This window comes from Polymorphospora sp. NPDC051019 (genome assembly GCF_040683055.1).
Lineage (GTDB): Bacteria > Actinomycetota > Actinomycetes > Mycobacteriales > Micromonosporaceae > Polymorphospora > Polymorphospora lycopeni.
Map to the genome: position 1 here is coordinate 603,770 of NZ_JBFBCH010000002.1, position 13,812 is coordinate 617,581.

Genomic DNA, 13,812 nt, shown 5'->3' on the forward strand with positions numbered 1-13,812 from the left:
CGGGATCGCCGTACCGGAGCCGGTCTCGCCGAGGCACTACCGGGCGATCTCACCGCGCAGTGTGAGGACGGTTTCACGTGCCGTCATCCGAACGGCGGACACGATGTGCGACACCGGACACAGAGAGGGGCCCGGCCGATACCCGGCCGGGCCCCTCCTCGTTTGCGCGGGTTACTCGCCCGGCGCCGACTTCGCGATCTGCATCAGGAACTCGATGTTGGTACGGCTCTGCTTGAGCCGGTCCAGCAGCAGGTCCAGCGCGGCCGGCGAGTCCAGCGAGTGCAGCACCTTGCGCAGCTTGTGCGTGATCGCCAGCTCCTCCGGCGCGAGCAGGATCTCCTCCTTACGCGTGCCGGACGGGTGGATGTCGATCGCCGGGAAGACCCGCTTGTCGGCGATCTTCCGGTCGAGCTTCAGCTCGGCGTTACCCGTGCCCTTGAACTCCTCGAAGATGACCGTGTCCATCATGGAGCCGGTCTCCACCAGTGCGGTGGCGAGGATGGTCAGCGACCCACCGTTCTCGATGTTGCGGGCCGCGCCCAGGAAGCGCTTGGGCGGGTAGAGCGCGGTCGAGTCGATACCACCGGACATGATCCGGCCGCTGGCCGGCGCGGCCAGGTTGTACGACCGGCCGAGCCGGGTCACCGAGTCGAGCAGCACGACCACGTCGTGGCCCAGCTCGACGAGGCGCTTGGCCCGCTCGATCGCCAGCTCCGCGACCGTGGTGTGGTCCTGCGGCGGACGGTCGAACGTGGCCGCGATGACCTCGCCCTTGACCGACCGCTGCATGTCGGTGACCTCTTCGGGCCGCTCGTCGACCAGCACCACCATCAGGTGGCACTCCGGGTTGTTGTGGGTGATCGCGTTGGCGATCGCCTGGAGCACCATGGTCTTACCGGCCTTCGGCGGCGAGACGATGAGCGCCCGCTGCCCCTTGCCGATCGGCATGACCAGGTCGATGACCCGGGTGGTGAGGATGTGCGGCTCGGTCTCCAGCCGCAACCGCTCCTGTGGATAGAGCGGGGTGAGCTTGTAGAACTCGGGGCGCCGCTTGGCCTCGTCCGGGTCCATCCCGTTGATGGTGTCCAGGCGGACCATCGGGTTGTACTTGTCGCGCCGCTGCTCGCCCTCACGCGCCGCGCGCACCGCGCCGGTCACCGCGTCGCCACGCCGCAGGCCGTACTTCTTGACCTGGGACATCGAGACGTAGACGTCGTTCGGACCGGAGAGGTAGCCGGTCGTGCGGACGAAGGCGTAGTTGTCGAGCACGTCGATGATGCCGGCGACCGGGACGAGCACGTCGTCCTCGGCGACCTGCGGCTCGCGGCCGCCGGTGTCGCCCTCGCCACGCTCACCACGACCCCGGCGACGGTCCCGGAAGCGGCTGCGCCGACTGCGCCGGCCACCGCTCTCGTCGTCATCGTCGTTGTCCCGGTTGTCGCGGTTGTCGCGCTCGTTGTTGCGGCTGTCGCGCTCGGCGCCCCGGTCCCGGTCACTGTTGCGCGGGCCCCGGTCCGACCGCTCGGTGCGCTCGCCGCGCTCCGACCGCTCGGAACGCTCGGTGCGCTCGGACCGCTCACCACGGTCGGTGCGCTCACCGCGCTCGGAACGCTCGCGTCCGCCGCGCGGCTCGGCACGCTCGACCCGCTCGGCCGGCGCCGGCTCCTCGGTGCGGGGCTCGGCGGTGGCCGGCGGGGCCGCGGCGGCCGTCGCGGCCGTCGTCGCCCGGGTACGGCGCGGGGCGCGCTGGCGCCCCTCGGTGGCGGGCGGCGCCGAAGTCTCGACCACCGCCGCGTCGGCGCCACGACGCTCGCCGTCGGCCTCGCGGACCTCGGCGCGCACCTCCTCACGGGCCGGTGCGGTGGCGGCCGCGACCTCGGCCCTGGGCCGGGGCGGGTTCGCCGGCGCGGCGGCGGCCGCACCGCCGCCCTGCCGCTCGGTGATCGCCGAGATCAGCTCGCCCTTACGCATCCGGGCGGTGCCGGAGATGCCGAGTGACGCGGCCAGGCTCTGGAGCTCCGGCAACAGCATCGCCGACAGACCGGTGCCGGACCGACGGCGGCGGACCGGACCGGTGGTGGCGTCAGCAGCGACGTTGGAAACGTCCGACGTCACGTCGGTGGTGTCGCTCAATGGATTCCTTCCCTCGATAAGGCCGGGGCTGCCCGGATCGGAGAAACTGGTGGCCGGGCGGCCTCGGTGCACCCGCCTCGCGTGACGCGTCGCGGGAGTCTGTGGCACAACAGCACGGCGGATTCCGGCTCACCATGGCTCGGTGTGCGCGTCTCGCCGTCTGCGGCGATCTGTGGAAACTGCGGTGCGGCGTATGCCTAGGCAGAGGTAAGACGGCTGACCGCCGAAAGCTTTCGGGGTGCGCCGTTCCGCAGGAGATCGCGTGCTTCGCGGCTGTGCTTGGCCTAGAGCGTAATCAACTCTTCCGACCTGCGGCAACAGGGTCCCGCTCGGCGTGTCCCAGTGTACCCCTGTCAACCTGGGCACCGGCTACATCCACCAGCAACCGTAGAACGGCCCAGCCCATTCCCGGGTCGAAACCCTCCGGCGGTTCGGAAAGTGCCAGCACGGTCGGTCCGGCCCCACTGACCACGGCAGCCACACCCGCCGCACGCAGCGCGGCGACCAGGGCGGCGGTGGCCGGCATGCCGGGCGCCCGGTAGTCCTGGTGCAGCCGGTCCTCGGTGGCCGGCAGCAGCAGGGCGGGATCGTGGGTCAGCGCGTGGACCAGCAGCGCCGCCCGGCCGGCGGCGAACGCGGCGTCGCCGTGCGGGACGGTCGCCGGCAGCGCCGCCCGGGCCTGCGCGGTCAGCCCGCGCTCCTCGGGTACGAAGACGACCGGCCGGATCTGGTCGGCGGGGGCCAGCGTCACCGCCCGCGCCCCGGGGGCGGCCCCGGACCAGGCGATGGTGAACCCGCCGAGCAGGCAGGGCGCGACGTTGTCCGGGTGGCCTTCGAGCGCGGCGGCCAGGTCGAGGGCGGCGGCGGCGTCGAGCCGGTCCGGGCCGTCCACGACCAGCGCCCGGGCGAGCTGTACGCCGGCGACGATCGCCGCCGACGAGGATCCCAGCCCGCGGGCCTGCGGAATCCGGTTCAGACACTCGACGGCGAGCCCGGGCGGGCGCCCGCCGAGGGCGTCGAAGGCGGCGAACATGGCGCGTACGACCAGGTGGGTCTCGTCGGTGGGAAGCTCGCCGGCCCCCTGCCCGGTCACCGTCACCCGGCAGCCGCCCGCGGTCACCTCGGCGCTGACGTCGTCGTACAGCGCGAGGGCGAGGCCCAGCGAGTCGAAGCCCGGCCCCAGGTTGGCGCTGGTGGCCGGTACCCGCACGCGGACCGGCCCGGAAACGAATTCGACGCCCATCGGCTCATGCTATTTGAGCCCGGCCGGACCCCGATCAGCGGCGGGCGACCGGCCGGCGCGGTGCCGACCGGTCGCCCGGTTTCAGTCGTCGTCCGGCTCGGCCTGCTCGGACCCTCGTGGCGGTGGAGCCGGATCCGCGGGCCGAGGGGGTTTCGGGGAACGGCCGGCGGTCCGCAGCGCCATCCGTAGGGCATATTCGATCTGCGCGTTCACGCTACGCAGGTCGTCGGCCGCCCACTTGGCGATCGCGTCGTAAACCTGCTGGTCGAGGCGGAGCAACAGCTTCTTGCGTTCGACCATGAGCCCAGCGCCGTCCTAGCTGTAGAGGGAGCCGGCGTTCACCACCGGCTGGGCCGCCCGGTCGCCGCAGAGCACGACGAGCAGGTTGGACACCATCTGGGCCTTGCGCTCCTCGTCCAGTTCGACGACGTGCTCCTCGCGGAGGCGGTCGAGGGCGTTGGAGACCATACCCACCGCGCCTTCGACAATCTTGAAGCGGGCGCCGACGATGGCGCTGGCCTGCTGCCGGGCCAGCATCGCGTGCGCGATCTCCGGCGCGTACGCGAGGTGGGTGGTGCGGGACTCCAGCACCTCGACGCCGGCCAGCTCGACCCGTTCGCGCAGTTCGTTGGTCAGCTCCTCGTTGACCACGGCCCCGTCCCGCAGGCTGGCCCGACCGCTGTCGTGCGCCTCGTACGGGTAGCTCGCGGCCAGGTGCCGGACGGCGGACTCGGCCTGGACGGAGACGTACTCGACGTGGTCGTCGACGGAGAAGACGGCCCGGGCCGAGTCGATCACCCGCCACACGACGACGGCCGCGATCTCGACCGGGTTGCCGTCGGCGTCGGAGACCTTGAGCCGGGCCGTCTCGAAGTTGCGTACCCGCAGGGTGACCCGGCTGCGGGCGGACAGCGGCCAGGTCCAGTGCAGGCCGGGCTCACGGATGGTGCCGACGTAGCGGCCGAAGAACTGCACCACCTGGGCGTCGTTGGGGTTGACGACGATGAATCCGGTCGCCGCCAGCACGGCGATCAGGGCCCAGACCACCACGACGACGGGGATCAGTGGGTGGACTCCGGGCTCGCCGAGCAGCGGAACGACCACCAGGAGCGCGGCCGCGGTCAGCACCAGCAGGCCGGCGATGGCAAGGAACCCGGAAAACCGGAAGGCGCGTCTCTCCATGACATCCCCTTGGTATTGAAGTGATATCACCATGCTAGCCCAAAGGGCGGCCCGAAGGGAAGTGGGATACCGGCGGGGCCGGTGCGGCTAGGCCGGCGGCTCGGAGCCGGCCGGGACCGGGTCGGCCAGCGACAGCTTGCGGGTCGCCAGCCGCCAGACGATCGCGTAGAGGACCGTGACGAGGCCGCAGCCGGCGAGCACCACCCGCTCGTCGACGTGGTCGATCACCGCGGCGACGCCGAGCTGGCTGATCGAGATCGCCAGGGTGGCCACCATCAGGTCGACGGCGAAAACCCGGCCGCGCAGCCGGTCGGGCACCACCCGCTGCAGGGCGTAGTTGGACATCACCCAGTTGCCGCCACCGGCGAAATGGGCCAGGAAGACGAGGACCAGCACCAGCGGGAACCAGGTCGTCACCGCCACGCCCACGTAGGACAGGCCGTACACGACCATCGACAGCGCCACGCCCGGCAGCAGCCAGGACCGCCGGGTCAGCACCGGGCGCATCAGCATCGGACCGAGCAGGGCACCCACACCGCGCACCGCGAACAGCAGGCCGGCACCCAGCGCCCCCACCCCGTAGACCCCGGCCAGCAGCGGAAACACGGTCAGCACCCCGTTGCCGAGACCGACCCCCGACTTCACCGTCACCAGGGCACGCAGCCTCGGTCGTCGTACGACGTACTGCACCGCCTCGCGCAGCGCCGCCACCGGGTGCTGGACGTGCTGCGCACCGTCGCGCGGCGCCTGCAACGGGCGGCGGATCAGGCCGGCCAGCACGATCGCCACGGCCAGGGCGCCGGCCGCGATCCAGAAGCAGGCGTACGGGCCGACGGCGCTGCTCAGCACCCCGCCGAGCGAGGCGCCGACGATCGCCATCGTTCCCCAGGCCGCGCCGGCGACGGCGGTGGCACCGGCCAGTTCGGCCGGCTCGACCACGTTCGGCAGTGCCGCCTGGGCGGCCGGGGAGTAGAACGCCTTGCCCGCCGCGACACCGACGATCGCCAGCACCGCCAGCCAGGCCGTACCCGCGCTGCGTACACCGAGCAGTAGCAGGAGCGCGACCAGGGCGACCGCGTTCGCGATCATCATGACCTTGCGGCGGTCGAACCGGTCGGCGACGGTCCCGGTGTACGGCAGCAGCAGCGCGACGATGCCGGTGTCGACGGCCAGCACCAGCGCGCCCCACACACCGCTGCCGGTCAGCTCGGGAAGCAGCACCAGCAGCGGCACCATGACGAACCAGTCGGCACCGAAGACCACGAGTTGCGCGCCGAACAGGTTGCGGAAGTCGCGGTTTCCGGTAAGGAGCGACAGAGGGGATGCCACGTACCGGCACCCTACCCGCCGGCCGCCCGGCGTCGCCCCAGCGGAGGGTGTGAACCGACGCGAGGCGCCCGCACGCGGCCGACGCGAGGCGCCCGCACGCGGTCGACACCGGGTGCGGACGCCTCGGTCACGGACAGCGGACCGTCGGGTCCGGCTACTCCTTGGGCGGCAGCGGGGACCGGTTGGAGCGGGGCAGGCGCAGCACCTCGAACTGGTCGGTGCCGTCGACCAGCGCGCCCGACGGGGCCGGCCCCGGCTCCGGCTCGGTGACCCGGTGCTGGGCCGGCGCGGCGTGCCGGCCCTCGGCGGCCGCACCCGCACCGACCAGGGCCGGTTCCGGAGCCTCCGCGACCGGCTCGTCGTCGGCCGGCGGTTCGGCCGGCGCACCTGCCCGCCGGGCCCGGAACCGCTCCCTGGTGTTCTCCACCATCGTGTAGAGCGTCGGCACCAGCACCAGGGTGAGCAGGGTCGAGCTGAGCAGGCCGCCGATGACGACGATGGCCAGCGGTTGCGAGATGAAACCGCCCTCGCCGGTGAGGCCGAGCGCCATCGGGGTCAGCGCGAAGATGGTCGCGATTGCGGTCATCAGGATCGGCCGCAGCCGGCGCCGGCCACCCTCCACCACCGCCTCCTGCACGCCCATGCCCTGGTCCCGGTACTGGTTGATCAGGTCCATCAGCACGATCGCGTTGGTGACCACGATGCCGACCAGCATCAGTACGCCGATCAGGGCGGGTACGCCGAGCGGGGTGCCGGTGACCAGCAGCAGCCCGATCGCGCCGGTGGCGGCGAACGGCACCGAGACGAGCAGGATCAGCGGCTGGATCAGGCTGCGGAACGTCGCCACCATGATCACGAAGACGATGGCGATGGCGGCGAGCACGGCCAGCCCGAGGTCGGCGAACGCCTCGGCCTGGTCGGCGCTGACCCCGCCGACGGTGACGCTGGCGCCTGGCGGCAGGTCGAGCGCGTCCAGCCGCTCGTTGAGCGCGCTGGTGATCGCGCCGAGGTTGGAGCCGGTACCGGTGCCGGTGACGGTGACGCTGCGCTCGCCGTCGATCCGGGTGACCGACAGCGGCCCCTCGACCTGCTCGACCCGGGCGAGGTCGCCGAGGGTCACCGGCCCGATCGGCAGGGAACGCAGTTGCTCGATGGTGGCCGGGGCCGTACCGCCGCCGATGACGACGCTCTGCCGGCCGCCGTCAAGGGTGACCTGGCCGACCGGGCTGCCCCGGAACGCCTGCCCGACGATCTGGCCGATCGCCGCCTCGGAGAGCCCGGCCTGGGCGGCGACCGCCCGGTTGACGGTGATGTCGATACGCGGGGCCCGCTCGCCGAGGCTGCTGGAGACGTCGGTCACGTTCGGCGTCCCGGCCATCGCCTGGCGCACCTGCTCGGCGGCGGTGGTCAGCGCGTCGGCGTCGGCGGCCTGCACGATCACCGCGAGCTGGTTGGCCGAGGCACCGCCCGGGCCGCCCGCGGCGCTGAACGACAGCTCGCCGACGCCGGTCAGCGCGTCGAACCGCTCGCGCAGTGCCTCGCGGACCTGCTCCGGCTCGGTCTCGCCGTCGAGGGCCACCGAGTACGACGCGGTCGCCGCACCGCCGCCCCCGCCGAACAGCCCTCCGCTGTCACCGGCACTGACCTGGTAGGACTCGACGCCGTCGGTGTCGGCGAGGACCGCCTCGACCTGCCGGGCGGCGGCGTCGGTGGCGGCCAGGCTGGTGCCGACCGGCATCTCCTGCGAGATACTCAGGGTGTCCTGGCCGGAGTCGTCGAGGAAGTTCGTCTCCAGCCGGGTGGACAGCGCGAACGTACCCAGCAGGACCACCAGGCCGAGGGCGAGCGTGGTCCAGCGACGGTGGGTGGCGAAACGGATCACCGGCAGGTAGCTGCGCTGCAGGCGGCTGCGCAGCTCCTTCTCCTCGGCGGCCAGCCGCGCCTTCTCGCCGCCGGCGTCCGGCTTCAGGAACCAGTAGGCGAGCACCGGGATGATGGTCAGCGAGACCAGCAGCGAGGCGAGCAGGGCCACCGTGACGGTGATCGCGAACGGGGCGAAGATCTGGCCGACGAAGCCGCCGACGAGGGCGATCGGCGCGAAGACCGCGACGGTGGTCAGGGTCGACGCGGTCACCGCGCCGGCGACCTCGCGTACGCCGGTGAGGATCGCCCGGCGCTTGTCCTCGCCGTAGCTCATGTGTCTCTTGATGTTCTCCAGGACCACGATCGAGTCGTCGACGACCCGGCCGACCGCGATCGTCAGCGCGCCGAGGGTGAGCAGGTTGAGCGAGTAGTCGCCGATCCACAGGGCGATCAGCGCGACCAGCACCGACAGCGGGATGGAGACCGCGGTGACCACGGTCGAGCGCACCGACATCAGGAAGACCAGGATCACGAGTACGGCCATCACGAGGCCGAGCAGGCCCTCGGTGGTCAGCGTCTCGATCGACTTCTCGACGTACGGCGCCTGGTCGAAGATGATCGTCAGTTCGCCGCCGATGCCGGCGCCGAGCGATTCGAGCTGGTCGCGGATCTCGTGGGAGATCTGCACGGCGTTGCCGTCCGGCGTGGCCGTGACCATGATGCCGAGGCTGTCCGCGCCGTTGGTACGGGTGAACGAGGTCGGCGGGGCGGCCTGCGACTCCACGGTCGCGATGTCGCCGAGCCGGACGGCCGAGCCGGCCGGGCCGAGCCAGATGCCGCGCAGGTCCTCGATGGTGGCGATCCTGGTGCCGACCTGGACGGACAGCGTCCGGTCGCCCTCGGTCAGCGCGCCGGCCGGCATGGCGATGCCGTTGGCCTGCAGTGCGCCGGCGATCGCGGTGGGCTGGACGCCGGCGGCGGCGAACTTCGCCGGGTCCGGGGTGATCAGCACGACCTGGTCGCGGGCGCCGCTGACCTCGACGGCGCGAACACCGTCGATGGCCTCGATCTCGGGTACGACGTTGTCGGCGAGCTTCCGGGCGAGTTCCTGCTGGTCCCCGGTGCCGGTCGCGGCGAGCACCACGGCGGGCAGGTCGGCGGTGCTGCCGGCGATGACGGTCGGCTCGACGTCGGCGGGCAGCGGGGCCCGGTTGATCGCGGTCTGCATCTTGTTGACCGCGTCGGCGAGGTCGGTGCCGAACTCGTACTCGACCTGGACGGTCGCCATGCCCTCGCTGGAGGTCGAGGTGACCTTGCTCAGTCCGGCGATGCCCTGGACGCTGTTCTCGATCGGCTCGGCGACCTGCGCCTCGACGATCTCGGGCGAGGCACCCGGGTAGGCGGCGATGATGAAGGCCGCCGGGAACTCCATCGACGGCAGGAGCTGCTGCTTGAGGTTGGGGATGCTGAACGCACCGAAGGCGGTGATCACCACCGCGACGAGTGCGACGAGCCCCCGGTTGGCAAGACTGAGTCTGGCGAGCAACGACATGAGCGGGCTGACTCCTGACGGCTTAGGTTAGCTCGACCCAAACAGTTTGCCCGAGGCGTACGATTCGCTTCCCGGCAGGGTCGCTGATAGCGTCCGATCAGGGAACGGCCAGCGGAGGTGCGATGATCGACAAGGCGCGGATCATCGCCCGGATCATCGATTCCCAGCGGCAGCTACAGCACCAGCTCGCCTACGACCGGTCGCACCCGCTCTTCGACTCCAACCTCACCGTGCCGCAGTTGAAGGTGCTGCTCGTGCTCTCGCTCGAGGGCAGTGCCTCCGGCCAGGACCTGGGCCGGATCATGGGGGTCAGCCTGGCGACCGTGACCGGGATCGTCGACCGGCTGGTCGGCCACGACCTGGTCGCCCGCCGCGAGGACCCGAACGACCGGCGGGTCCGGCGGATCGAGCTGACCGCGGCCGGCACCAGGCTGATCGACGGCATCATCACCGCCGGGATCGAACGGCTGCAACGGATGCTCGAACAGCTCACCGTCGACGAACTGGACACCATCGACCGGGCCGCGACCCTGCTGGCCCGGGCGGCCATCGCCGACGCCGGCGAGCACGGCGTGCTGCCGGCCTGACGCCGGGGCCGGAGTCAGGCCAGGTCGAGCGCCGCGGCGGCGGCCAGCACGTCGTTCGCGATGGTGATCGGGGCCGGCGCGGTGGAGATCGCCCACTCCGGGTCCTTGAGGCCGTGCCCGGTCACCGTGCACACCACCGTCGACCCCGCCGGCACCCGCCCGGCCGCCGCCTGCTGGAGCAGCCCGGCCACGCTGGCGGCGCTGCCCAACTCGACGAACACGCCCACCTCGCGGGCGAGCAGCCGGTAGGCGGCGAGGATCTCGCGGTCGGTGACCGCCTCGATCAGTCCCTCGGACGCGTCGCGCGCGTCGAGCGCCTTGGTCCAGCTCGCCGGGTTTCCGATCCGGATCGCGGTCGCGATCGTCGACGGCTCACGGACCGCCTGGCCGGTCACGATCGGGGCGGCGCCGGCCGCCTGGAAGCCGTACATCCTCGGCCGGACCTTGGTGTTGCCGGCGTCGGCGTCCTCCTGGTAACCCATCCAGTACGCGGTGATGTTGCCGGCGTTGCCGACCGGCAGGCAGTGGATGTCGGGGGCGGTGCCGAGCGCCTCGACGATCTCGAAGGCGGCGGTCTTCTGGCCGTGCAGCCGGTCCGGGTTGACCGAGTTGACCAGCGCCACCGGGAAGTCCTGGGACAGCTTCGACGCCAGCGAGAGGCAGTCGTCGAAGTTGCCGCTGACCTGGAGCAGGGTGGCGCCGTGCACCAGCGCCTGGGCCAGCTTGCCGAGCGCGATCTTGCCCTGCGGCACCAGCACCGCGCAGGTGATCCCGGCCCGGGCGGCGTACGCGGCCGCGGAGGCGCTGGTGTTGCCGGTGGAGGCGCAGATGATCGCCTTGTTGCCGGCCTCGACCGCCTTGGACACGGCCATGGTCATGCCGCGGTCCTTGAAGGAACCGGTCGGGTTGGCACCCTCGATCTTGAGATAGACGTCACAGTCGAGCCGGCGGGACAGCACCGGGGCCGGCAGCAGCGGCGTGTTGCCCTCGTGCAGCGTGACGACCGGCGTGGAGTCGGTGACCGGCAGCCGGTCCCGGTAGGTCTCGATCAAACCCCGCCACATGTCGCTCTCCTCGCGCAACTCGACCCGTCCGTCCCACCCGGGCCGTGGTCAGCCCAGGGTCCCCCAGTCCACCCGGTGCCGGAAAGTCGCACCGCCGGTTACCCACCTGGCGGGACGGCGGCCCGGCGCGGCCCGCCGGCCGCCGGCCGGCACCGTCAGGCGCCGCCCTCGACCCGCAGCACGCTCGCGATCGACCGGACGATGTCGAGCCCGCGCAACTCCTCGACCGTCGCGGCCAGCGCCGCCTCCGGCGCGCCGTGGGTGACCACGACCAGGCTGGCGTCGTCGGCGCGGCCGGACTGCCGGACCGTCGCGATCGACACGTCCCGCTTGGCGAAGACACCGGCCACCGTGGCCAGCACACCCGCGCGGTCGGCCACGTCGAGACTGATGTGGTAGCGGGTGACCGCCTCCCCCATCGGCCGCACCGGCAGGTCGGCGTAGACCGACTCGCTCGGTGCCCGTACGCCGGCGAGCCGGTTGCGGGCCACCGCCACGATGTCGCCGAGCACCGCGCTCGCGGTCGGCGAGCCGCCGGCGCCCCGGCCGTAGAACATCAACTGGCCGGCCGCCTCCGCCTCGACGAAGACCGCGTTGAAGGCGTCGCCGACGCTGGCCAGCGGATGCGTACGCGGGATCATCGCCGGGTGCACGCGCACGCTGACCGAGTCGGCGCCGGTCGAGTCCGGTCCCCGGGACGCGATGCAGAGCAGCTTGATCGTGCAGCCCATCGCCTTGGCGCTGGCCACGTCCGCCGCGGTGACCCCGGTGATCCCCTCGCGGTGCACGTCGGCCGCGGTGACCCGGCTGTGGAAGGCCAGCGAGGCCAGGATCGCCGCCTTCGCCGCCGCGTCGAAACCCTCGACGTCGGCGGTCGGGTCGGCTTCGGCGTACCCGAGTTCGGTCGCCTCCTCCAGCGCCTCGGTGAAGCCGGCGCCGGTGGCGTCCATGGCGGACAGGATGAAGTTGGTGGTGCCGTTGACGATGCCGGTGACCCGGGTGATCCGGTCGCCGTGCAGCGACTCGCGCAGCGGGCGCAGCAGCGGGATCGCCCCGGCGACCGCCGCCTCGTAGTAGAGGTCGGCCTGGCCCTCGGCGGCGGCGTCGTGCAGTGAGCCGCCGTCCTCGGCCAGCAGCGCCTTGTTCGCGGTCACCGCGCTCTTGCCGGACCGCAGCGCCTCGACCAGCCAGGTGCGGGCCGGTTCGATGCCGCCGACGACCTCGACGACCACGTCGACGTCGTCGCGCTTGACCAGGCCGAGCGCGTCGGTGGTGAACAGCGCCGGGTCGACCGGCAGCGGACCCCGGTCGCGGCCCATCCGGCGTACGGCGATGCCGGCGATCTCGATCGGTGCCCCGACCCGTGCCGTCAGGTCGGCGGCCTGCTCGTGCAGCAGGCGCACCACCTCGGCGCCGACGGTTCCGCACCCCAGCAGCGCCAGGCGCACCGGCTTAACCATGATCACCCCACATCGAGTGCCAGCAGATCGTCCTCGGTCTCCCGGCGAACGATCACACGTGCCTTACCGTCACGGACAGCGACGACCGGGGGCCTCGGGACATGGTTGTAGTTGCTGGCCATGCTCCGGCAGTAGGCACCCGTGCCGGGCACGGCGAGAAGATCTCCGGGCTGCACGTCGGCGGGCAGGAATTCATCCTTCACCACGATGTCCCCGGACTCACAATGCTTTCCCACCACGCGGGCGAGGATCGGCGTCGCGTCTGACGATCGTGACGCGATCGTCGCCGAATATGACGCATCGTAAAGGGCCGTGCGGATGTTGTCGCTCATCCCGCCGTCGACGCTGACATAGGTGCGGATGCCGTCGACGTCCTTGACCGTGCCCACCTCGTAGAGGGTGAACACCGCCGGCCCGATGATCGCCCGGCCCGGCTCGACCGACAGGTGCGGCACCGCCAGCGAGAGCGCGGCGCACTCGCTGTCGACGATCTTGTTGAGCCGCTTGCTGAGGTCCTGCGGCGTCGCCGGGTCGTCCTGGGTCGTGTACGCGATGCCGAACCCGCCACCGAGGTCGAGTTCGGGCAGCTCCACCCCGCGCGCGTCACGGATCTGGGCCTGGAGGCCGAGCACCCGGCGGGCCGACACCTCGAAGCCGCTGGCGTCGAAGATCTGCGAACCGATGTGCGAGTGCAGGCCGCGCAGGTCCAGCACGTCCTCGTCGATGATCCGGAACGCCGCCTCCGCCGCCGCCCCGCCGGCCAGCGAGAAGCCGAACTTCTGGTCCTCGTGGGCGGTGGCGATGAACTCGTGCGTGTGCGCCTCGACCCCGACCGTCACCCGGACCAGCACCTTGGGGCGTACGCCCCGCTCGCGGGCGATCCCGGTCAGCCGGTCGATCTCGTCGAACGAGTCGACGATGATCCGGCCCACCCCGGCGTCGACCGCCCGGGTCAGCTCGGCGACCGACTTGTTGTTGCCGTGGAAACCGATCCGCTCGGCCGGCATCCCGGCCGCGAGCGCCGTCCGCAGTTCGCCGCCGGTGCAGACGTCGAGGTGCAGCCCCTCCTCGGCGATGACCCGGACCACCGCCCGGCACAGGAACGCCTTGCCGGCGTAGTAGACGTCCTGGTCGGGGAAGGCCGCCCGGAAGTCCCGGCAGCGCGACCGCAGGTCGCCCTCGTCCAGCACGTACGCCGGGGTGCCGAACTCCTCGGCGAGCGCCCCGGCGGTGAGCCCGCCGACGGCGAGCGTGCCGGTCGCGTCGCGCGCCACGTTGCGCGGCCAGAGTTGCGGCACCAGGTGGTTGACGTCGTCCGGGGTACGCAGCCAGGCCGGCCCCCGGCTGCCGAGGTCGCCGTGCAGCGCCCCCGCTTCGTGTGCGCGCATGTGTTCCTACT

Annotated in this window: 10 protein-coding genes; 1 reads left to right on the forward strand and 9 read right to left on the reverse strand. The window is 72.1% G+C overall.

The features are described 5' to 3' along the window. Window positions 1–171: 171 nt before the first annotated feature. The 6 genes from rho to AB0M79_RS06805 all read right to left on the reverse strand — a co-directional run bounded on the left by rho (window position 172) and on the right by AB0M79_RS06805 (window position 9,302). Window positions 172–2,133 (reverse strand): transcription termination factor Rho, encoded by a 1,962-nt coding sequence (gene rho, locus AB0M79_RS06780; RefSeq protein WP_364208634.1) that lies wholly within the window; start codon window positions 2,131–2,133, stop codon window positions 172–174. Between the two features lie 295 nt (window positions 2,134–2,428). After that, window positions 2,429–3,376 (reverse strand): homoserine kinase, encoded by a 948-nt coding sequence (thrB, locus tag AB0M79_RS06785; RefSeq protein WP_364208637.1) that lies wholly within the window; start codon window positions 3,374–3,376, stop codon window positions 2,429–2,431. 81 nt (window positions 3,377–3,457) lie between these two features. Further along, window positions 3,458–3,676 (reverse strand): hypothetical protein, encoded by a 219-nt coding sequence (locus AB0M79_RS06790; protein ID WP_364208638.1) that lies wholly within the window; start codon window positions 3,674–3,676, stop codon window positions 3,458–3,460. Between the two features lie 15 nt (window positions 3,677–3,691). Further along, entirely contained in the window at window positions 3,692–4,558 is an 867-nt protein-coding gene (locus AB0M79_RS06795) for an SPFH domain-containing protein (RefSeq protein WP_357532940.1), read from the reverse strand. An 87-nt stretch (window positions 4,559–4,645) separates the two neighbouring features. After that, window positions 4,646–5,887 (reverse strand): MFS transporter, encoded by a 1,242-nt coding sequence (locus AB0M79_RS06800; RefSeq protein ID WP_364208641.1) that lies wholly within the window; start codon window positions 5,885–5,887, stop codon window positions 4,646–4,648. Window positions 5,888–6,041: 154 nt separating this feature from the next. Beyond that, window positions 6,042–9,302, reverse strand: a complete 3,261-nt coding sequence (locus tag AB0M79_RS06805; RefSeq protein ID WP_364208644.1) for an efflux RND transporter permease subunit — start codon at window positions 9,300–9,302, stop codon at window positions 6,042–6,044. A 122-nt stretch (window positions 9,303–9,424) separates the two neighbouring features. Here AB0M79_RS06805 and AB0M79_RS06810 point away from each other — a divergent pair, with 122 nt between their 5' ends. Further along, on the forward strand, window positions 9,425–9,889 hold the full coding sequence (locus AB0M79_RS06810; protein WP_364208647.1) for a MarR family transcriptional regulator: 465 nt from the start codon (window positions 9,425–9,427) through the stop codon (window positions 9,887–9,889). Between the two features lie 14 nt (window positions 9,890–9,903). Here AB0M79_RS06810 and thrC read toward each other — a convergent pair whose 3' ends face one another. From thrC to lysA, 3 genes are all read right to left on the reverse strand, one after another. Continuing rightward, window positions 9,904–10,953 carry a threonine synthase gene (gene thrC, locus AB0M79_RS06815; RefSeq protein WP_357532947.1) on the reverse strand — a complete coding sequence of 350 codons (1,050 nt, stop codon included), beginning with the start codon at window positions 10,951–10,953 and terminating at the stop codon, window positions 9,904–9,906. A gap of 155 nt (window positions 10,954–11,108) precedes the next feature. After that, window positions 11,109–12,401: a homoserine dehydrogenase gene (locus tag AB0M79_RS06820; protein WP_364208651.1), complete on the reverse strand. Its 1,293-nt coding sequence runs from the start codon at window positions 12,399–12,401 to the stop codon at window positions 11,109–11,111. A gap of 14 nt (window positions 12,402–12,415) precedes the next feature. Then, window positions 12,416–13,801 carry a diaminopimelate decarboxylase gene (gene lysA, locus AB0M79_RS06825; RefSeq protein WP_364208654.1) on the reverse strand — a complete coding sequence of 462 codons (1,386 nt, stop codon included), beginning with the start codon at window positions 13,799–13,801 and terminating at the stop codon, window positions 12,416–12,418. Window positions 13,802–13,812: the final 11 nt, after the last annotated feature.